This is a genomic window from Streptomyces sp. NPDC059355 (genome assembly GCF_042752335.1).
Classification (GTDB): Bacteria; Actinomycetota; Actinomycetes; order Streptomycetales; family Streptomycetaceae; genus Streptomyces.
In genome coordinates this window covers 254,395-274,763 of sequence record NZ_JBHYXN010000002.1, presented here as the reverse complement: position 1 = coordinate 274,763, position 20,369 = coordinate 254,395, and the positions used below count along the sequence as shown (strand labels likewise).

The 20,369-nt window shown below is 72.8% G+C and carries 13 protein-coding genes; 6 read left to right on the top strand and 7 right to left on the bottom strand.

The genetic code is table 11. From position 1 onward, the window contains the following. Positions 1-2: 2 nt before the first annotated feature. The gene (locus ACFXGI_RS03390; protein WP_384702551.1) at positions 3-653 is read right to left on the bottom strand and encodes a dihydrofolate reductase family protein; all 651 of its coding nucleotides are present in this window, start codon (positions 651-653) and stop codon (positions 3-5) included. Positions 654-922: 269 nt separating this feature from the next. Next, positions 923-1,732 (bottom strand): hypothetical protein, encoded by an 810-nt coding sequence (locus tag ACFXGI_RS03385; RefSeq protein ID WP_384702548.1) that lies wholly within the window; start codon positions 1,730-1,732, stop codon positions 923-925. Positions 1,733-2,066: 334 nt separating this feature from the next. Here ACFXGI_RS03385 and ACFXGI_RS03380 point away from each other — a divergent pair, with 334 nt between their 5' ends. Together ACFXGI_RS03380 and ACFXGI_RS03375 are read left to right on the top strand one after the other, a co-directional pair. Then, a complete protein-coding gene (locus ACFXGI_RS03380) occupies positions 2,067-3,899 on the top strand; it encodes an IPT/TIG domain-containing protein (protein ID WP_384702546.1) in 1,833 nt (610 codons plus the stop codon). Positions 3,900-4,096: 197 nt separating this feature from the next. Then, on the top strand, positions 4,097-7,267 hold the full coding sequence (locus ACFXGI_RS03375) for an amidohydrolase family protein (protein WP_384702543.1): 3,171 nt from the start codon (positions 4,097-4,099) through the stop codon (positions 7,265-7,267). A 28-nt stretch (positions 7,268-7,295) separates the two neighbouring features. On the opposite strand, the gene ACFXGI_RS03370 is transcribed toward ACFXGI_RS03375, so the two are convergent. Then, complete coding sequence (locus ACFXGI_RS03370; protein WP_384702540.1) at positions 7,296-8,180, bottom strand: MBL fold metallo-hydrolase; 885 nt, start codon at positions 8,178-8,180, stop codon at positions 7,296-7,298. Between the two features lie 243 nt (positions 8,181-8,423). Between ACFXGI_RS03370 and ACFXGI_RS03365 the strand changes: the two genes are divergently transcribed. Then, entirely contained in the window at positions 8,424-9,164 is a 741-nt protein-coding gene (locus ACFXGI_RS03365) for an alpha/beta hydrolase (protein WP_384702537.1), read from the top strand. 211 nt (positions 9,165-9,375) lie between these two features. Next, the gene (locus tag ACFXGI_RS03360) at positions 9,376-10,428 is read left to right on the top strand and encodes an aldo/keto reductase (protein WP_384702708.1); all 1,053 of its coding nucleotides are present in this window, start codon (positions 9,376-9,378) and stop codon (positions 10,426-10,428) included. Positions 10,429-10,468: 40 nt separating this feature from the next. Here the strand turns inward: ACFXGI_RS03360 and ACFXGI_RS03355 are convergent, their stop codons facing one another. From ACFXGI_RS03355 to ACFXGI_RS03340, 4 genes are all read right to left on the bottom strand, one after another. After that, the gene (locus tag ACFXGI_RS03355; RefSeq protein ID WP_384702534.1) at positions 10,469-11,884 is read right to left on the bottom strand and encodes an amidase; all 1,416 of its coding nucleotides are present in this window, start codon (positions 11,882-11,884) and stop codon (positions 10,469-10,471) included. Between the two features lie 87 nt (positions 11,885-11,971). Then, positions 11,972-12,781, bottom strand: coding sequence for a xanthine dehydrogenase accessory protein XdhC (xdhC, locus tag ACFXGI_RS03350; protein ID WP_384702705.1), 810 nt, complete (start codon positions 12,779-12,781; stop codon positions 11,972-11,974). A gap of 1 nt (position 12,782) precedes the next feature. Next, complete coding sequence (gene xdhB / locus ACFXGI_RS03345; RefSeq protein WP_384702531.1) at positions 12,783-15,182, bottom strand: xanthine dehydrogenase molybdopterin binding subunit; 2,400 nt, start codon at positions 15,180-15,182, stop codon at positions 12,783-12,785. Further along, entirely contained in the window at positions 15,179-16,708 is a 1,530-nt protein-coding gene (locus ACFXGI_RS03340; RefSeq protein WP_384702528.1) for a xanthine dehydrogenase small subunit, read from the bottom strand. Before ACFXGI_RS03340 ends, xdhB begins: the two co-directional genes overlap by 4 nt. 458 nt (positions 16,709-17,166) lie before the next feature. Between ACFXGI_RS03340 and ACFXGI_RS03335 the strand changes: the two genes are divergently transcribed. Together ACFXGI_RS03335 and ACFXGI_RS03330 are read left to right on the top strand one after the other, a co-directional pair. Then, positions 17,167-18,138, top strand: a complete 972-nt coding sequence (locus tag ACFXGI_RS03335) for an L-threonylcarbamoyladenylate synthase (RefSeq protein WP_384702525.1) — start codon at positions 17,167-17,169, stop codon at positions 18,136-18,138. A gap of 115 nt (positions 18,139-18,253) precedes the next feature. Continuing rightward, positions 18,254-20,347 (top strand): MMPL family transporter, encoded by a 2,094-nt coding sequence (locus ACFXGI_RS03330; protein ID WP_384702522.1) that lies wholly within the window; start codon positions 18,254-18,256, stop codon positions 20,345-20,347. Positions 20,348-20,369 lie beyond the last annotated feature (22 nt).

The window sequence follows — 20,369 nt, the reverse complement described above, 5'->3', positions numbered from 1 at the left end:
GGTCACTTACGCCAGAACAAGTGGTGTGTCACGCCGCTCGGGCTGGGCACGACCTCCAGGTGGAACCGGTCGAGCAGCTCATCGGGTGACTCCCAGAGCCGTACTCCGGAGCCGAAGGTCACCGGCGAGACGGCCACATGCATCGTGTCGACGAGGTCGGCGTCAAGGAACTGCCGGATGGTGTTCACCCCGCCGCCGAGGCGGACGTCCTTGCCCTGGGCCGCCTCCAGCGCCTGCTCGAGGACTGCGGCAGGGTCGCCGTCGACGAAGTGGAACGTGGTGTCGGAGAGCGTGAAGGACGGACGCCCGTGGTGAGTCATCACGAACACCGGGGTGCGGAACGGGGGCTCGTCCCCCCACCAGCCGCGCCACTCGTCGTCGTGCCACGGCCCACGCTGGGGTCCGAACTTGTTGCGGCCCATGATCTCGGCGCCGATGTTGCGCGCCCAGTCCCGCGTGAAGTGGTCGTCGAGGCCCCGGTTCCCTCCGGGGTCGGTGCGCATGGGCCAGCTCGCCGTGGCGCCCGCCCATCCGAACAGCCTCTCGGCACCGGGGAGACCGAACGGACTCTCCAGGCTCTGGTCCTCATCGGCACCCGCGCCGATCCCGTCGCTCGAGACGTTGAAGTTCTGAACTCTCAGCAGCTGAGCCACGTGTTCCTCCTGTGCTGTGGACGACGTTGGTGAGACTCTCCGGGCCGGAAGAACTCATCGCTGCGTCCGTGACCGGTCAGGGACCGAACCGCCTGGCTTGCAGGCTGGTGCGGTGAGGGGACGACTGCACTGATGGAGAGCCTCTCAGAGACAAGGGCACCCCGCCGGGCTGATCCGTCCGACGGCGTGCCCCGGGCCGGGACCGCCGCTCTGGCAGGCGGACCTCGCTCCCGGCCGGGCTGCGATGACGCAGATACCGCGATGGAACCTCAAGGCGACCGGGTCACGACCGTGGACAGTCGTACGGCTTCGATCTCGCGGTCGTTCAGCAGCGCTTCGATGAGGGCCGGGGGGCCGGCGACCTTGGTGGCCCAGAGGTCGTAGTCGGTGCACAGGACCCATGAGCGATCCCGCGCCCAGAGGTTGGAGGGGCTGAACCCGGCTGCGGGATTGTCGTAGAGGATCCCCGCGTCGCCGAGGCGGCCGGCCTGCACGTGGAGGTTGTCGAAGTCGGTGGTCGCGAGCATCAGCGGGTTGTAGTAGGCCAGGCAGGGGGTGTCCCGGCCGGCGGCGCTGTGTTCTGTGAGGACGGTGATCAGCCTGTTCCAGGTAGCGCGGTCCAGGCTCCCCTCGGTGGGCGGGACGATGCCGAGCGGCCGGCTGCCCTCCTTCTTGGCCGAGGGGAAACAGCGGCGGGAGGGCAGCAGCCCGTCGGGCACGACGGGATCGCCGGTGCGCCGGGCGAGCTCCGACCAGCGCAGCCGCCGCCAGCCGGGGCCGGGGTGCTCGGCGCGGCCCAGGCCGCCTCCCGTGGCGATGCCCACCTCGAGGTCGACACCCGCGAAGACGTGGGGCCGGACGCTCCCGTCCGCCAGACGCGCCTGGCGGTACTCGTGGTACGACACCCCGGCCGCACCCCGCTCGTGCTCGTACATGGCGTTGAGCACCCAGGCCGAGTCGGGCATCGCAGGCGGCATGAACCCGGTGACACCATCGCCGCACAGTTCCAGCAGCCAGTCGGTCGCATCGGACGACACGAGCGGCCACAGGCCGGACAGCAGATTCGTCTCTTCGGGCATGCGTCCATGATCCCCACCCCACGACACCAATCCCCACGCGGCCCCCATGCCCCCTCACGAGCACGCTTCCGCCTACGCGGCTCCGTCCCCTATCCCGCCCGGCGCTGGAAAGGGTGCGATTCCGCATTTCCCCCTCGCCGCGCGGTGCCCGCTGCGATGCTTCCGCCGGTATCGCCGGGCCCCCGCTCCCACGAGCGGCCCGGCGATACCGGCGAACGTGGCGGCGCCATCGGGCACGGCGCTCCGGTTCGTCGTGCCGGAGCGCCCGGCAGCGGCTTCCCAGGAGACTTCGCCTCCGGCCGCCGCCGGGCGGAACTGAGAGGGGGAGACGTCGATGTCATCGAAAGCGGTACTCCACAGACCGGGATCCCGGTGGCGTGACCGGCTGCTGGTCCTGGCCGCGTCGTCCGCGCTCGCCGCGGGCGGCCTGACGGCCCTGGCGGTGCCGGCGGAGGCCGAAGGGGTGTGCGCCGCCCCGGTCGTCGCGGACGGCATCACCACGATCACCTGCACGGCGGGCGGTTCCGGAAGCCTCACGGTGCCCGAGGGAGCCTCCGGCGCCGTGGTGACCCTCGACGGCGCCGGAGGTGGCAACGCCTACGACGGCACACCCGGCGGCAAGGGCGCGCACCTGGTGGCGACGCTCCCCACGACCCCCGGGCAGACGTTCAATGTCACCGTCGGCCGCCGCGGCGCCAACGCCGCGGCGAACCCGCAGTTCGGCGCGCCCGGTTCGGGCGGCGCCCTCGTCGCGGTGACCACCGACTCCAACGCCCCCCTGCTGACAGCGGGTTCGGGCGGCGGGGCGGGCGGCCCGGGCATCGGCTCCCCGTCCTACCGGGGAGGCGTCGGCGGGGACAGCGGCAGCGCGGGAGCCGACGGCAACGGCCTCGTACCGGACGCGCAGGGAGGTACGGGCGGCGGCCCGGGCACCGCCACCGCCGGCGGGGCGGCGGGCACCGGAGGGCCGGGCACGGACAACGAGGGCGCGAACGGTTCTCCCGGCTCCTACCCGAACGGCCCCGGCGGCTCCGCCGGACAGGGCGTCTTCAACCCGACGGGCGCCGGCGGGCGCGGCGGCGCCGGATACGGCGGCGGCGGCCGGGGCGGAGCCGGCGGCCGGTACGGGACCACCGGCGGCGGGGGCGGCGGCGGGGGCGGCGGATCCAGCCTGGTCTCCGGCACCGTTCCCGGTTCGCCGGTCACCCTGACCCAGGGGGCCAACGCCGGTGACGGCCGGATCGTCTTCGCCTTCCTCCCGGACGCGCCCACGGTCACCGGCGTCAGCCCGGACACCGGCCTCGCCGCGGGCGGTACGCCGGTCACGGTCACCGGGACCAACCTGGGCGGCGCCGTCCTCACCTTCGGTCCGGGCAACCCCGCCACCGGCGTCACCTGCACCCCGACCTCCTGCACCGCCACGGCCCCGGCCGGCACCGGCACGGTCGACGTCCGGGCCACCACGCCCGGCGGCACCAGTGCCGCATCCGCGGCCACCCGCTACACCTACCTCCCCGTCCCGGTGGTGACCTCGATCAGCCCCACCTCGGGCACCACGGACGGCGGAACCGTCGTCACCGTTCACGGCACCGGCCTCGGCGGGGCCACCGCGCTCACCTTCGGCCCCGGGAATCCGGCCGGCGCCCTGTCCTGCACCGCCACCGCCTGCACCGCCACCGCGCCCGCGCACGCCGCCGGCCCCGTCGACGTGCAGGTCACCACCCCCGGCGGCGCCAGTGCCGCGTCCCCCGCGGGCCGCTTCACCTACCAGCTCCCGCCCGCCGACATCGACGTGGACCTGGTCGCGCAGCCGGGCCTGAGCCTCCTCGTCCCGTACCTCACCTACACCTTGACCGCCCACAACACCGGCCCTGGCACGCTCACTTCGGCGACCCTCACCGCCACCCTGCCGCCGGGCTCCTCGGCCACCTCCCTCGCGCCGGGATGCACCGCCATGGGCTCCACCGTGACCTGCGCCTACGGAACCATCGCCGCCGGCGCCGCCTCGGCCAAGACCTTCCGGGTGCCGCTGGGCCTGCTCTCGCTGGGCCGCGTCTCGGTCACCGCCACCCGCACGGTGTCCGCCCCGGCAGACCCCAACCCGCTCAACGACAGCGCGACCGCCACCTGCACGGTCGTCTCCGTCCTCCTGGCCACCTGCCCCTGACGCGGCCTGCGGGGCGGGGTCCCACCTTCCGGGTACGGACCCCGCCCCGCCCCCGCCGAAGGGGGCCGCACCACAGGGTCCGGCTTCCTGTGCCCGACCCGGCCGCCGGCGCCGCCGTTTCCGATGCGGGGCCCCGCTCGTTCAGGTGGCTGACGGGCGGTCATGGCGGTCTTGGACGGGACGGGTGAGTGGTCGGGATGCGGGTTGCGCGCAGAGCGGTTCTCCAGGCGGCCTCGGCCGGGGCGCTGACGGCGCTCCTCGGCCCGCGCCAGGCGGTGGCGGCCACACCCCCGGCGAGCGAAGCGGCCGCGCGGACCGTTGCCCTGCGCTTCACCTGTGCCACCAACGGCGCCGCCACCGCCGTCGGGGACCGGGTCGTCGCCGAGGTGCAGGGCGTTCTGTGGTCGCTGCCCGCCGACGGCGGGGCCGCCACCGCGCTCACGCCGCCCGACCTGGAGCCCGGCAGGCCGGTGCTCTCGCCGGACGGCCGCCGGGTGGCCATGAGCGCGTACCGCGGCGGGACCTTCCACCTCTGGGTGATGGACGCCGACGGCTCCGGTCTGCGTCGGCTCACCGACGGCCCCTTCGACCACCGCGCCCCCGCCTGGTCGCCCGACGGCCGCACCCTCGCCTTCTGCGCCGAACGCGGAGGCGACCCGGTGGCCGGCAGCCCGTACCGGATCTGGACCGTCGGCCTGGCGGGTGCGGCCCCGCGCCGCCTCACCGGCCTTCCCGGCCAGACCGGACCCGGCCAGGACGGCGACTGGGAGGACTTCGACCCCGTCTGGTCGGCGGACGGCTCGCGCGTGCTGTTCGTACGGGGCACGCCCGAGGGGGAGACCCTGACCGCCCGGATGCTCGCCTCCGTGTCCGCCACGGGCGAGGGGCCCGTACGGACCGAGCACACCGCCGCCGACGGCAGCCTGCGCTGCCCGGCGCTCTCCCCGGCCGGGCGCACCGCGTGGCTGTCCGCCACCCCAGGGCCCCGCAAGGCGGAGATCCTGCACCTGTACGCCGACGGGCGCCCGGTCGCCCTCGACGGGGACCTGGCGCCCGCACCCCCGCGCTGGATCGACGACGACCGGCTCCTGATCACCCTCGACGGCCGGTTCCGGGTGATCCGGCCCCACCGCGACGCCGTCGGCCGCGAGATCGCCCTCGACGCCACCCTCGAAGTGCCCCGCGCCCGCTACGAGGCCAAGGAGTACGTCCTGGAGGCCGAGCACCGCCGCCCGGTCCGCGGCGTCCACCTGCCCAGCCTGTCTCCGGACGGCCGCAGCGTGGCCTTCGCCGCACTGAACGCGCTCTGGGTGACCCCCGTGGCCGGGGGAGCACCCCGGCGTGTCGTCCAGGCCCCGGCCACCGCCTACCTCCAGGGACCGGTGTGGACCGCGGACGGCCGGGCCCTGCTCTACACCGACGACCGAGACGGGCTGAACACCGTACGCCGGCGCGAACTCGCCGACGGCCGTGAGAGCGTCCTCTCCCCGGAGGGCCGCGTCTACGGCGCGCTCTCGCCCGACGGCACCCGGCTCGCCGCCCTCGACCTCGCCGGACGGCTCCTCGTCCGCGACCTCGCGACCGGCACCGAGACAATGCTGGCCGCACCCCTCGGCGGCGGCGGGCTGCCGGGACCGCCCAGCTGGGCGCCCGACGGGCGCCACCTCGCCCTGTGCGACCGCAACCGGCTCAGCCGCCGCTTCCGCGAAGGCCACAACCTGATCCGGATCGTCGACGCCGCGACCGGCGCCGCCCGCCTCCACGCCCTCGCCCCGCACACCTCGCTGGCCGACAGGTACGCCTCCGGCCCCGCCTGGTCGCCCGACGGCCGGTTCCTCGCCTGCGTCGCGGAATCCGCCCTGTGGCTGCTCCCGGTCACCCCCGACGGCGCTCCCGACGGCCCGGCCCGGCAGCTCGCCGACGAGCCCGCCGACCACCCGTCCTGGTCCGGCGACTCGCGCCGCCTGCTCTACCAGTCCAACGCCCGCCTGCGGCTGCTCTCCCTGGACGCCACCGGCGCGCCCGCCGGGGCGCCGCGTACGGTGCCCGTCGCCCTCGGTCACCGCCGCCCTACACCCGTCGACACCGTCGTGCGCGCCGGACTGCTCTGGGACGCCACCGGCTCCCCGCCCCGCCGGGACGCCGACATCCTCATCCGGGGCGGCCGGATCACCGCCGTCGAGCCGCACCGGCCCGGCCGCCGGGCCGCGCGCACCGTCGACGCCTCCGACTGCACCGTCCTGCCGGGCCTGTGGGACTCCCACGTCCACCCGTACCCGTACACCTACGGGGCCCGGCAGGGCGCGCTGCACCTCGCCTACGGGGTCACCACCGCGGTCTCCCTCGGCGGCTCCGCCTACGAACAGGCGCGGATGCGCGAGGACATCCGCGCCGGCCGGCTCGCCGCACCCCGCATGCTGGCGGGCGGCGAGCTGCTCGACGGCCCCCGCGTCGCCTACACGGTGGGGCGCGCCCACCGCACCCGGGCCGGGTTCGCCCGCTCCCTGGCCCGGGCCGAGGCCCTGGACTGGGACTTCGTCAAGACGTACGTCCGCGCCCCGTACGCGTGGATGGAGGACGCCGCGCGCTTCGCGCACGAGCGGCTCGGCGTCCGCGCCGGCTCGCACCTGTGCTCCCAGGGCGTCCTGTCGGGTCAGGACCTGACCACCCATCTGGTGGCGACCGAGCGCGCCGAGTACGGGCACGGCGCGACCCCGGCCGGGCACACGTACCAGGACACCGTGGAGGTCTACACGCGCGGCGGCTTCGACCTCATCGCCACGCCGTTCACGGCCCTGCCACTGCTGGGGGCCGATCCGGCGCTCGCCGACGACCCGCGGGTCACCGCCCTGATGCCGCCCTGGGACGTGACGGCCGTCCGCACCGCTGCCGGGCAGCCGCCGAGCGCGGAGCAGAGCGCGGTCCTGGAACGCGAGGTCGGCGTCTACCGGCAGATCGTGGCGGGCGGCGGCCGTGTCGCGCTGGGTACCGATGCGCCGCTCACCCCAGTCGGCCTCCACCTGCACCTCGCCCTGCGCGCCCTGCACCGGTACGGGATGACGCCGGCCGAGGCCCTGACCACCGTGACCCGCACCCCCGCGCGGGTCTTCGGCGTCGCGGAGCACCTCGGCACGGTCGAGCCGGGCCGCATCGCCGACCTCACCGTCGTCGATGGCGACCCGTTCACCGACTTCGTGGACCTGGTCCGCGTACGGGCCACGCTGCGCGGCGGATCCGTCCGGGAACGCGCCGCCCTGGAGGGTGCCTTCACCCGCCCCGGCACCCGGACCGCCACGCCCGCCGAGGACTGGCGCGCGGTCCTGGACCAGATGATCCGCGACGGCTGCTGCCCCACCGGCGGCCACTGATCCGAGTTCTCTCGGCTCTCGGCGTCCTTCACCGGGATTCGGTGATGCCCGGTGAGTCCTGGTACACGAGGACGAACTCCCCGTAGGGGTGGGTGCCGTGTTGGTCCGCCGTCTCGTCGAGGGCTCTGCGCAGGGTGTGCAGGCTGCCCGTGGTGAGCTGGAGCGGCGGCTCGTCGGGCTGGTACGTGGTGCCGCGGGGGTAGTCCTCGCCCGCCGTGGTGGTCATCTCGATGTGGCAGCCGAGGACATGGCCGACGGGATGGGTGGCGCAGAAGCCCAGCAGCCGGTCGACGGTGGCCGAGTAGGCGGTCCGGTCCTCGATGTAGAGCCGCCCCGGGTAGAGGGAGTCGCCGGTCAGCAGGAGACCGGTGTGGCGGTCGTGGAAGACGACTGCGGCCCGCTGGTGGCCGGGGCCGGGGATCAGGTCGAGGATGCGGCCGCCCAGGTCCAGTACGCCGGTGCGGTGCGGCCAGTCGGTGAGGCCGAACGCCGCTGTGACCTCGTCCAGTCCGGGTCCCACGACGGTGGTCAGGGGCCGGTCCGTGAACTGAGGGTCCGCCGCGGTGTGGTCGCCGTGTCCGTGGGTGTGGGCGATCAGCAGCGGGTACGCGGGCCTCGGATGGTGTTCCAGCCAGTCGGTGACGAGCCGGTCGACCGTTTCCCGCAGGGGGAAGTGGGCAGGGTCGGCGGACGCGCCGGTGTCGAGGAGCAGCGCGCGGTCGTTGCCGAAGAGCAGGAAGAGGAACGGGGCTTCGTAGTGCACGGATTTGTTCTGGCGCAGGAGCACCGTGTGTTCGGAGTAGGCGTGGACCTGGATCTCCGGGGCCGGGTCGTGTTTCGGGGAGGGCCAGCCCGCGTGCCAGCCGACGTCGAGACTGCCTGAGACCGGGGCACCCCGCAGAAAGTCGATCACGCGTCCAACCTACCCCTTGGCGTCGCGCGGGGGAGCGAGCCGTCGGACAGGTCCGCCTCGGGCGCCCTCGTAAAAACCCGTTGGCCGGGCACGGCGAGCATTGCTAATCTTCCGGAGGCCGTGCGAGAGAACGAGGAGGTGGTACCCGTGAACGTATTCACGTGGGTGCTCTCCTCCGGGGTCACGGTCGGGCGATAGGTCGTCCGGGAGCGCCGTTCAACAGCACTCCCGAAAGGCACGACCATGCATTTCACCTCTGAACAACGCCTCGACGACGGTGTCCTCGAGCGCGAATTCACCCTCGGCGAGATCCCGGGCATCCTGTGGACGCCCGGATCGGCATCCGCATCCGCACCGGCGCCGCTGATCCTGCTCGGCCACCCCCCGCTCGGACTGCAGAAGATGTACTCCCGGCTGGCGGGCCGGGCCCGGCACGCGGCGGCGGATGGCTTCGCCGCGGCCACCATCGAGCTCCCCGGGAGCGGTGACCGGCCCCGTTGGGCCGCCGCCGAGCAGGCCCGCGCGGACCTGCGCCGGGCCATGGAGGCCGGCGAGCCGGTCGGCGACGAGATCGTCGACGCCCTCGTCCTCCCGCTCGTCGAAAGGGCGGTCCCGGAATGGCAGGCCGCCCTGGACGCCCTCCTCACGCTGCCCGAGATCGGCGGCCCGGTCGGCTACTCGGGCGGAGTGATCTCCATCGGGACCCGGCTGGCGGTGGTCGAGCCGCGGATCTCGGCCGCCGTTCTGTTCGCCGGGAGTTTCGTCCCTCGCGCCATGTTCGAGGAGGCCCGCCAGGTCACCATTCCGCTGCACGTCCTGCTGCAGTGGGACGACGAAGGCAACGAGCGGCAGGCGGCACTGGACCTCTTCGATGCCTTCGGCTCGCAGGAGAAGACGCTGCACGCCAACATGGGCGGGCACACCGGCGTCCCGCAGTTCGCGGGGGAGGCCGCGGCCCAGTTCTTCACCCGGCATCTGAAGTGAGGCCGGGCGCTCACACCGACGGCAGACGGTAGGTCGCGTCGGCCGGGGTGCCGCTCATCGAGAACAGGTCCCGACGCGCCGAAGCACTCGCGCCGAAGCTCTCCGCACCGTGGGGCCCCTGCCGAACTCCCGGCAGGGGCCCGTGCCGCGTCCCGGCACGGAGCGCTTGCGCTGGAGCGCACTCCAACTCCTAGAGTGCTGGCCCATGACCATGAGATACCGCACTCTCGGTGGGACCGGCATAGAAGTCAGCGCGCACTGCCTCGGCACGATGATGTTCGGAGCGGTGGGGAACCCCGATCACGAGGAGTGCGTGCGGATCATCCACGCCGCACTCGATCAGGGCATCAACTTCGTCGACACCGCCGACATGTACTCCGCCGGGGAGTCCGAGGAGATCGTAGGCAAGGCGCTCAAGGGGCGGCGCGACGATGTCGTGCTCGCCACCAAGGTCCACTTCCGGATGGGGGAGGGGCGCAACCGCAGCGGGAACTCGCGGAGGTGGATCGTGCAGGCCGTCGAGGACAGTCTGCGGCGGTTGGACACCGATCGGATCGACCTCTACCAGGTGCACCGGCCCGACCACTCGACGGATGTCGAGGAGACCCTCTCGGTCCTCGGCGACCTGGTGCGGGCGGGCAAGATCCGCGCCTTCGGCTGCTCCACCTTTCCCGCCGAGGAGATCGTCGAGGCGCATCACGTCGCCGAGCGGCGGGCCCTGCCGCGGTTCCGTACGGAGCAGCCTCCGTACTCGATCCTCGCGCGCGGGGTGGAGGCCGGCGTGCTGCCGGCTGCCCGGCGCTACGGGATGGGCGTACTGACCTGGAGCCCGCTCGCCTCCGGCTTCCTGAGCGGCAAGTACCGGCTCGGCGGGCCCATCGACCTGAGCGCGGGGAGGGCGGCGCTGACCCCCGCTCGCTTCGACCCGGCGATCCCCGGCAATGTCGCGAAGCTGGAGGCCGTGGAACAGCTCGTCGAGCTCGCCGACGGGATCGGCTGCACCCTGCCCGAGCTGGCGGTCGCCTTCCCGGTCGCACATCCCGCGGTCACCTCGGTGATCATCGGTCCGCGGACCATGGACCAGCTGAACTCGCTGGTCAAGGGCGCCGGACTGGTCCTCGGCGACGAGGCGCTCGACCGGATCGACGAGATCGTGCCGCCGGGGACGAACCTCTACCACCCGGACGGCGCGTGGCGCCCGCCGGCTCTGGCCGACACCGCGCAGCGGCGCCGGGCACCGGGGGACCGCGCGGCGGGTCAGTAGTCAGTAGCGGGGGCCGGCCGTCACCGCCCACGCGGCGGTGTCAGAGGTCCTGGATCCGCCGGAACGGGCGGTCGGCCTCCAGCTGGAACGCGACCTCCAGAAGGTTCCGCTCACCGCCCGGGCGGCCGGAGAACATGACGCCGATGGGCAGTCCGCCCTCTGTGGCGCTCGCCGACGGCACCGAGATCGAGGGCGTGCCGACCACGTTGTCGACCGGTGTGAACGCCACGTACGCGAGGATCCGTTCGATCAGGGTCGGGTAGTCAACGGCCGGGCTGAGGTGGCCGATCGGCGGCGTGGTGTGGGCGAGTACGGGCGACAGCATGAGGTCGAGCCCGCGGAACGAGGCCGCGTACGCCTCCCTCGTGCGCTTCAGCCTCCGCAGCACTCCGGGGGTGCGCCGCCAGTTCCGGACGTACTCCTCGCGCAGCCCCCGGCTGAGGCCGTCCATGCGGCGCCGGTCGAAGTCCGAGCCGAGGGTCCGGCCGGTGACGCCGAGGAGGAAGGACAGCATCCCCCAGTACGCGAGGAAGTCGTCGGTGAAACTCGGATCGATGGCCAGCTCCACGGGCTCCACGCTGTGGCCGAGCCGTTCGAGAGTGGTCACGGTCTGTGTGACCGCCGCGCGCGTCGCGGGGTCGGAGCGGACCCCGTTCGGCGAGTCCAGCAGGAGCCCGATGCGCAGCCGCTGCCCCGAAGGGCCTTCGACCAGGCCCAGGGGCGGCAGCCCGGGGCTCCGCCGGTACTTCTCGGCGGCGGCGAGGAACGCGGCGGCGTCCCGTACGGAACGGCTCACGATGGCGTCGCAGATCAGGTCGAGGGGCAGTTGACGGCTCTGGGCATTCGCGACGACCCGGCCGCGGGTCGGCTTGAGGCCGACCAGTCCGCAGCAGGCGGCCGGTATCCGGATCGAGCCACCGCCGTCGTTGGCGTGTGCGATCGGCACCGCCCCGGCCGCGACGAGGGCCGCGCTGCCGCCCGACGAACCGCCCGCCGAGTACCCGGTGTGCCACGGGTTGCGAACCGGTTCGGCGCCCTCGTACTCGGTGGTCGGGCTGAATCCGAACTCGGGCAGCCGGGTTTTGCCCAGTACCGTGACGCCGCTGCTCAGGAACTGTCGGGTGAACGGCGCGTGCCGCCGCGCCGCGCTCGGGCGGAAGGCCGCGCTGCCGTGCCCTGTGGGCAGGCTGAGGTAGTCGGTGTTGTCCTTGACGAAGGTCGGCACACCGGCGAAGGCGCCGCCCGTGACGGCAGCGGGCGCCGGGCTGTCGACGTGTGCCTGGACCGCGCCGAGCCGCGCCTCGACCGCCCGTACCCGCTCCACGGCGTCCCGGGCGGCTTCGGCGGCGGAAACCTCGCCCCGCCGGATCGCCGCGGCGAGACCGACGGCGTCGTGCTCTCCCAGGGCGTCGTCCGAGAAGGCGTGCACGATGGTTTGTTCGTCGAAACTCGTCACCGCTGTCTCGGCCCCCGGTTTCGTGGATGGTCGCCGCCATCATTCCTTACCGTTGGGTAACACGCGAGGGTTTCGCGGCCGCACCATTCACCGCTTGTCGCGTTCGAAGGTCAGGAGCAGGTCTGCCGCGACGCTCACGGCGATCGCGGCGGGTTCCTTGCCGGTGATCTCGGTCATTCCGATCGGGGTCTTGATCCGGTCGATGGCGGCGGCCTCGTGGCCGCCCTCGGTGGTCAGGCGGTGCCGGAACCGCGCCGCTTTGGCGGCCGAGCCGATCAATCCGATCGAGCCGAGTTCGTCGGTGCGCAGGGCGGCGTCGCACAGGGCGGCGTCCTCGGCGTGGTCGTGGGTCATGATCAGGACGTGGGTCCCGGGTGCCAGCTTCGCGAGCACTTCCTCCGGAAGCAGCGGTGTGTGGTGCACGTGGATCTGCGCCACCGCGTCGGCGAGTACACCGAGCCGTTCGTCGGCGAGCTGCTCGGGGCGGGTGTCGATCAGGTGCAGATCGAGGTCGTGGCGGGCCAGGATGCGTGCCAGCTCCCAGCCGACGTGCCCGACGCCGAAGATCGCCACCGCCGGGACCACCGGGAGCGGTTCGAGCAGCACGCTGACGGTTCCGCCGCAGCACTGCACGCCGTGGGGGCCGGTGACCTTGTCGTTGAGGGCGAAATCCATCAACTCGGGTTGTGGATCGGGCTCCGCGATCACCTCGCGGGCCCGGTCGATGGCGACGGCCTCGATGTTGCCGCCGCCGATCGAACCCCAGGTCCCGGTCCGTCCCACGACGAGTTTGGCACCGGCCCTGCGGGGCGCGTGGCCGCGCACGGTCGCGACGGTCACGAGCGCGCCGGGCTCCCGGCGGGCTCGCAACCGCGCGACCGCGGCCACCCAGCTCATGTCAGGCATGGCTCAAAGCGCCGGTGTCGTCGGGGACTTCGCCGCCGTCGCGGGCGGGGCCGCCGCACCGTACGTCGCCACCGCGGGCCGCTTCGATCGCCCAGTACACCGCCTCCGGTGTGGCGGGTGAGTCGAGTTCCACGCTGACCCCGGCGGGCCCGAAGGCCGCGGCGGCCTGCCGCAGGGCTTCCCGCACCGAGAACGCCAGCATCAAGGGAGGCTCACCCACCGCCTTGGACCCGTAGACGGCGCCCTCCTCGGTGGCGTTCTGCAGCAGCCTGACGTTGAACTCCTCGGGCATCTCCGAGAAGCTCGGCAGTTTGTAGGTGCTCGCGGCCTGGGTCAGCAGCCGGCCGCGGCCCGGCCCGTCACCGCTGTCCCAGCGCATGTCCTCGAGGGTGAGCCAGCCCGCGCCCTGGACGAAGCCGCCCTCGACCTGACCGATGTCGATCATCGGGGAGAGGCTGTCGCCGACATCGTGCACGATGTCCACCCGCCGGATGCGGTACGCGCCGGTGAAGCCGTCCACCTCCACCTCGGTCGCGGCGGCGCCGTGGGAGAAGTACTTGAACGGCGAGCCCCTGAACGCCTTCGCGTCCCAGTGCAGGCCCTCGGTCCGGTAGAAACCGGCCGCGGACAGCTGGACCCGCTGGAAGTACGCGGCGCGCACCAGGTCGTCCCAGGCCAGCTCCGTCTCGTTGCCGAGGACGCGCGCGACCCCCTCGACGATGCGTACGTCCGAGGCGTTCGCGCCCAGCTGGGTCCCGGCCACCTGCAGCAGCCGCTCGCGCAACTGCTCGCAGGCGTTCTTCACCGCCGCCCCGTTGAGGTCCGCCCCGGCACTGGCGGCGGTGGCGGAGGTGTTGGGCACCTTGTCGGTGCGCGTCGGGGCCAGGCGCACCTTGTGCAGCGGGATGCCGAGGGTGGTCGCGGCCACCTGCAGCATCTTGGTGTGCAGGCCCTGGCCCATCTCGGTGCCGCCGTGGTTGATCAGGACCGAGCCGTCCTTGTAGATCAGCACCAGTGCGCCGCCCTGGTTGAAGGCGGTGAGGTTGAACGAGATGCCGAACTTGACGCCGGTGAGCGCGAGGGCCCGCTTGGTGTTCGGGTGTGCGGCGTTGAAGGCCTCGATCTCGCGCCGCCGGTCGGCGAGACGGCCGTCGTCTTTGACCTGCTGCCAGACGGCGGAGATCCGTTCGGGCTGGCCGACCTGCTGTCCGTACGGTGTGAACTGGCCCCGCCGGTAGAAGTTGCGCTCCCGCAACTCCATCGGATCGAGGCCGAGCAGCGGCGCGCACCGGCCCATGATGTCCTCGATCACCAACATGCCCTGCGGTCCGCCGAACCCGCGGAAGGCGGTGTTGGAGACCTTGTTGGTCTTGGCGATGCGGCCGGCGACGCGCGCGTTGGGAATCCAGTAGGTGTTGTCGATGTGGCACAGCGCGCGGGCCACCACCGGCTCGGACAGGTCCAGGCTCCAGCCGCCGTCCGCGGTCAAGGTGGCGTCCAGGGCCTGGATACGGCCCTCGGCGTCGAAGCCGATCTTCCACGTCGCGTGGAACCCGTGCCGCTTGCCGGACATGGTCAGGTCCTGGGTCCGGTTGAGCCGCACCCGGACCGGTCGGCCGGTCAGCTTCGCACCGAGCGCGGCGACCGCCGCGAATCCGTGCGGCTGCATCTCCTTGCCGCCGAAACCGCCGCCCATCCGCAGGCACTGGACGGTCACCTCGTGGCTGTGCAGGCCGAGCACGTGCGCGACGATCTCCTGCGTCTCCGAAGGGTGCTGGGTGCTGCTCTGCACGAAGATCTGCTCGGCCTCGTCGACGAGGGCCAGCGCCGCGTGCGTCTCCAGGTAGAAGTGCTCCTGATCGGAGAACTGGAACGCGCCGGTGAACACGTGCGCGGAGTCGGCGAAGCCGGCGTCGACGTCACCGGCCAGCATCACGGGCCGGGCGCCGTGGAAACTGTCGGCCGCGATCGCCTCCTGCAGCGTGATCAGGGAAGGCTGTTCGTCGAGCTCCACCTCGACGGCCGCCGCACCGAGCCGGGCCGCCTCCAGGGTCTCGCCGAGCACCCAGGCGACCGCGTGGCCGTGGAACATGACCTCGTCGGGGAACAGCGGTTCGTCGTGCTTCATTCCGGCATCGTTGACACCGGGCACGTCGGCACCGGTGAGTACGCGCACCACACCGGGCACGGCGAGGGCGGACTCGGTGCGCAGCGCGATGATCCTGCCGTGGGCCTTCATGACCTGGACCGGGTACGCGTGCAGCACGTCCTTGGTGCGGTGGACCAGGTCGTCGGTGTAGAGCGCCGAGCCGGTGACGTGCTGGCCGGCGCTCTCGTGCGGCATCGGAACACCGACGACGGGCTTTTCGGGACGCTGGGACAAGTGGCTCATGACGGCACGGCCTCGGTGCTCTGCTCGGTGGTCGGTGCGGCGTTCTGCTCGGTGGTCTGTGCGTGCAGCTTCAACAGGCTCTGGCGGAGCATCGCGGAGCGGTACTCGGCGCTGGCGCGGTGGTCGTCCATCGGTGTGCCCTCGGCCTGGAGCACCCGGGCCGCGGCCAGGGCGGTCCGCGCCGCCCACGGTCTGCCTTCCAGGGCCGCCTCGGTGGCGTAGGCGCGGATCGGGGTGGCGGATACTCCGCCCAGGCCGATGCGTGCCTTGCGGACGGTCCCGTCCTCGATGTCGAGCGCGAAGGCGACCGCCACGCTGGAGATGTCGTCGAAGCGCCGCTTGGCGATCTTGTGGAAGGCCGCGACCGGCGACAGCGGCAGGGGGATGCGCACCGCGCGGATCAGCTCGCCGGGACGGCGCACGCTCTGCCGGTATCCGGTGAAGTAGTCGCAGAGCGGGACCTCGCGCTCTCCGTCCGCGCCGGCGAGTACCACTGACGCCTCCAGCGCGAGCAGCACCGGCGCGCTGTCACCGATGGGGGAGCCGGTACCGAGGTTGCCGCCGAGGGTGGCGCTGTTGCGGATGAGCCGGGACGCGAACTGCGGGAACAGGCCCGCAAGCAGCGGGACACTGCCGTCGAGGCGACGTTCGATCTCGGTGAGGGTCTTCGCCGCCCCGATCTCGATGTGGTCGGATGCGACGTGCAGCTCCCGCAATTCGGGCAGCCGGTCGATGGCGACCACGCAGCTCGCCCTGCGGGAGCGGATGTTCACCTCCACGCCCCAGTCGGTGCTTCCGGCGAGCACCACGGCGTCGGGACGCTCGCGCAGCTGCCGCAGGGCCTCGGCCAGGTTGCCCGGCCGCAGGAACGCGCTGTCGTCCTGGGTGTATTCGGTGGCTACCGGTTCGGGCGCGGGTCGCTCACGGCGCTGGGCCAGGGGGTCGTCCTCGGTGGGCGAACCGACGGCGAACGCGGCATCGCGGATCGGGCGGTAGCCCGTGCATCGGCACAGGTTTCCGCTCAGTGCATGCAGGTCGAAGCCGTTGGGCCCGTGCTCGGGGTCACCGCCGTCGGCCGAGCCCGAGCCCGAGCCCGAGCCCGAGGCCGAGGCCGAGGCCGCGCAGCGGTCGGGTCGGTAGTACTCGGCGGCCATGCTGCAGATGAATCCCGGTGTGCAGTAACCGCATTGGGATCCTCCGCGGACGGCCATCTCCTCCTGCACCGGGTGCAGGGTGGACGGCGTTCCGGGCTGGCCGGCCGTGGCGAGCCCCTCGGAGGTGATGACCTCCTGACCGTCGAGCGCCGCGACCGGGACGAGGCAGGCGTTGACCGCCACCCAGTCGGTGGGCTTGTCCACCCCGGGACGCGCCACCAGGACCGAGCAGGCGCCGCATTCACCCTCGGCGCACCCTTCCTTGGTGCCGGTGAGGCCGCGCTCGCGCAGAAAGTCCAGCACCGTGGTGTGGGGCTTCACGGGTGCGATCGGTGCTTCTTTCCCGTTGACCGTGATCCGCGCCGCTACCATGACACGCCCTCATTTCGGTGCGCGGAGGAACCGGTTGTCCTAGTCGCCATTTCAGGAGCCTTTTGTTTCGGTGGCGCAGCCCCGGAAACCCGGAGTGCGCGCGTCGGCACGCAAGCAGGTGCCGAGGCGGTGACAGAAAGTGCAAGGTGCCGGGGCCGCGATCGGGCACGCCGGGAAAGGGGCTGCTAGCAGCCGTGTGCGACACGGCCCGGAGCCCAGGCGACCTGGTGGGCGAGGCGAAGCAGTGCGGAGATGGTCGACATCCGATTTCGCCCCTTTCCATCAGCTCACGAGTCGGTGCGCCCGAAGTTACGTCGCCGCAGGTCCCTCGGTCAAGCCGCCACGCGAAGACGCTGGGCTGGTTCGATGTCGGCTTGCCGGTGCCCTCGGCCGTGGTGTTCTCGTTGTGCGCAGAGACCACGAAGTGGGGGCGATCGGCACAGTGGGAGGATGCGAAGGTGAAGGCACGAACGAGTGACATCGAGGAAGCGGCCGGTGTGCTGCGCGCCGGCGGCCTGGTGGCCATCCCGACCGAGACCGTCTACGGTTTGGGCGCCAACGCCGAGGACCCCGCCGCCGTTTCGCAGATCTTCCAGGTGAAGGGGCGTCCGCCCTCCCATCCGCTGATCGTCCACATCGGTGGCGCCGAGCAGCTGGACGACTGGGTCGCGGACGTGCCCCGGGCGGCGAGGCTGCTGGCCGAACACTTCTGGCCGGGGCCGCTGACGCTGGTGCTGCGGCGCGGTCGCCGGGTGCCGCTGGAGGCGACCGGCGGCCTGGAGACGGTGGCCGTGCGCGTGCCCGACCACCCCGTGGCCCTCGCACTGCTGGCGGCCTTCGGCGGCGGCATCACGGCCCCGTCCGCCAATCGCTTCGGCCAGGTCAGTCCCACCACCGCGGACGACGTGCGTGCGGAGCTCGGTGATGCCGTCGGCTGCGTACTGGACGGCGGCCCCTGCGAGGTCGGTGTCGAGTCCACCATCGTCGACGTCACCGGCGGGATCCCGACGATCCTGCGGCCCGGCGGGGTGGTGCGCGAGGACCTCGAAGCCGTGCTGGGGTACGCGCTCGCCGTTCCCTCGAGCAGCCGCGTCCGGGTGCCGGGTCAGCATCCGTCCCATTACGCGCCGCGTGCGCGCGTGGTCCTCGTGGAGCCCGAGGAGGTCGTCGGCGAAGCGGAGCGCGCGCAGGAGCTGGGGCACCGGGTGGGAGTCTTTCTGCCTGCCTCCTGCGCAGGGGTCCCGGTGAAGGCGCATGCCGTGGTCGACGTTCCCGGTTTTGTGGCCGCGTACGCGCGCGGCCTGTACGGCTTCCTGCGCGAGCTCGACCAGCGGGGGTGCGACCTCATCGTCGCCTCGCTGCCGGCGGAGGAGGGGCTCGGACTGGCGGTGGCGAACAGGCTCCGCCGCGCCGCAGGGCCCCGGCCGTGACCCGCTGACGCGGCCACCGCGGTCAGGCAGAACGGCGTCGACTGCAACCGGATGGGGGCGTCGGCCGGAAGTACGGGTGTGCGGCCGCAGCCGTACCTGACTTTTGGGGTCCGCATTGAAGAAGACGCCGCGCTGGGCCTATTGGGCCGTGCCGCTCCTGCTTCTGCTCGTCTGGTTCGGAGTGGGCGCGACCCTCGGTCCGTACGCCGGCCGGCTGGGCGAGGTGGCCACGAACGACCAGGCGGCCTTCCTGCCGCGCAGCGCCGAGTCGACGAGGGTGGTCGATGCCCGCAAGCCGTTCGAGGCCTCGGCCTCCGTCCCGGCCGTCCTCGTATGGACTGCAGACGGGGAAAAGGTGACCGGTGCGCAGCAAGAGGCCGCCACCCGGTCGGCAGCGGCCCTCGCCGGGCGGCCCGGGATCACCGCGACGCCCTCCCCGGCGTTCCTCTCTGAAGACGGCCTTGCCGTCCAGGCCGTCGTACCCCTCGCACCCGATCTCGGGAAGGGACTCCCTGCCGTACTCGACGAGGTACGGCGGACGGCCGGGCAGGTGCCGGGCACCACGTTGCAGATCGCCGGCCCCGCCGCCGCCCAGGCTGATCTCCTCGACGCGTTCGGCGGTATCGACGGCCTGCTGCTCGGGGTCGCGCTCGGGGCGGTCCTGCTGATCCTGGTGCTCGTCTACCGCAGTGTCCTGCTGCCCCTGGTGATCATCTTCAGTGCCGTCCTCGCCCTCGGTCTCGCCTGCGCGGTGGTCTACGCGCTGGCTGGCAGGGGCGTGGTCCGCGTGGACGGCCAGGTCCAGGGAATCCTGTCGATCCTGGTGATCGGCGCCGCGACCGACTACGCCCTGCTCCTCGCGGCCCGCTTCCGTGAGGAACTCGCCGCCCAGGGGGACCGGGCGGGAGCCGCCCTGGCCGCCGTACGCCGGTCGGCCGGTGCCGTCACCGCCAGCGCGGCCACCGTGGCCCTCGGCCTCCTCGCGCTGCTCGCCGGCGACCTGACCAACAACCGGGCCCTCGGGCCGGTCGGCGCGATCGGCATCGCCTGCGCGGCACTGAGCGCCCTGACCTTCCTGCCGGCCGCGCTGGTCCTGCTCGGCGGGGCCGCCTACTGGCCCGCCACCCTCAAACCCGCCGACGCCCCCGACGCCGCCGCCGACGCCCACGCGGTCTGGCGCCGTATCGCCGGTCTGATCGACCGGTCACCGCGGCGCGTCTGGGCCTCCTCGGCCCTGCTGCTCCTGGTCCTGGCCGCATTCTCGCCCGGCCTGTCGTCCAAGGGCGTCCCGCTCGACGAGATCTTCGTCAACGACGCTCCTTCGGTCGGCGCACAGCAGACCCTGGCCCGGCACTTCCCCGGCGGCTCCGGCAACCCGGCCGTCATCATCACCGATGCCGGCCGGGCGGCGGAGGTACGGGCGGCGGCCGAGGGAACGGACGGGGTGGCCTCGGTCACCGCCACCACGTCGGGTGCCCGGCCGGGTGTCGGCGAGCCGCTCGTCGTCGACGGAAGGACACGCCTGGACGCCACGCTCGATGCGGCGGCCGACAGCGATGCGGCGAAGGATACGGTCCAGCGGCTGCGGGAGCGGGTGCACGCGGTCCCGGGCGCCGAAGCGCTCGTCGGCGGGTACACGGCCCAGCAGTTCGACACCCAGCAGACCGCGGCCCGCGACCGCACCGTGATCGTGCCGATCATCCTCGGCATCATCCTGCTGATCCTGGTGGCGCTGCTGCGTTCCGTGGTCGTGCCGGTCCTCCTGGTGGTGACGGTCGCCCTCAACTTCCTGGCGACTCTGGGGGTGTCCGCGCTGGTCTTCGAGCACCTGCTGGGCTTCAGCGGCACGGACGCCTCCGTACCCCTGTACGGGTTCGTGTTCCTGGTCGCCCTCGGAGTCGACTACAACATCTTCCTCATGTCACGCGTACGCGAGGAATCCCTCACCCACGGCACCCGGGAGGGCGTGCTGCGCGGACTGGTCACCACGGGAGGCGTGATCACCTCCGCCGGCGTGGTGCTCGCGGCGACCTTCGCCGCGCTGATGGTGATCCCCCTGGCCTTCCTCGTCCAGATCGCCTTCATCGTCGCCTTCGGCGTCCTGCTGGACACCCTCGTCGTACGGTCCCTGCTCGTGCCGGCCCTGGTCATCGACATCGGCCCCCGCGCCTGGTGGCCCGGCACACTGGCCCGCACCGACACGACCTGATCGGCATCTGCCCGCGACCGGC

Coding starts and splice junctions, on each gene's coding strand:
- ACFXGI_RS03385 (WP_384702548.1), bottom strand. CDS start 1,732: ATGCCCGAAGAGACGAATCTGCTGTCCGGCCTGTGGCCGCTCGTGTCG.
- ACFXGI_RS03380 (WP_384702546.1), top strand. CDS start 2,067: ATGTCATCGAAAGCGGTACTCCACAGACCGGGATCCCGGTGGCGTGAC.
- ACFXGI_RS03375 (WP_384702543.1), top strand. CDS start 4,097: ATGCGGGTTGCGCGCAGAGCGGTTCTCCAGGCGGCCTCGGCCGGGGCG.
- ACFXGI_RS03365 (WP_384702537.1), top strand. CDS start 8,424: ATGCATTTCACCTCTGAACAACGCCTCGACGACGGTGTCCTCGAGCGC.
- ACFXGI_RS03360 (WP_384702708.1), top strand. CDS start 9,376: ATGAGATACCGCACTCTCGGTGGGACCGGCATAGAAGTCAGCGCGCAC.
- xdhC (WP_384702705.1), bottom strand. CDS start 12,781: ATGAGCTGGGTGGCCGCGGTCGCGCGGTTGCGAGCCCGCCGGGAGCCC.
- xdhB (WP_384702531.1), bottom strand. CDS start 15,182: ATGAGCCACTTGTCCCAGCGTCCCGAAAAGCCCGTCGTCGGTGTTCCG.
- ACFXGI_RS03340 (WP_384702528.1), bottom strand. CDS start 16,708: ATGGTAGCGGCGCGGATCACGGTCAACGGGAAAGAAGCACCGATCGCA.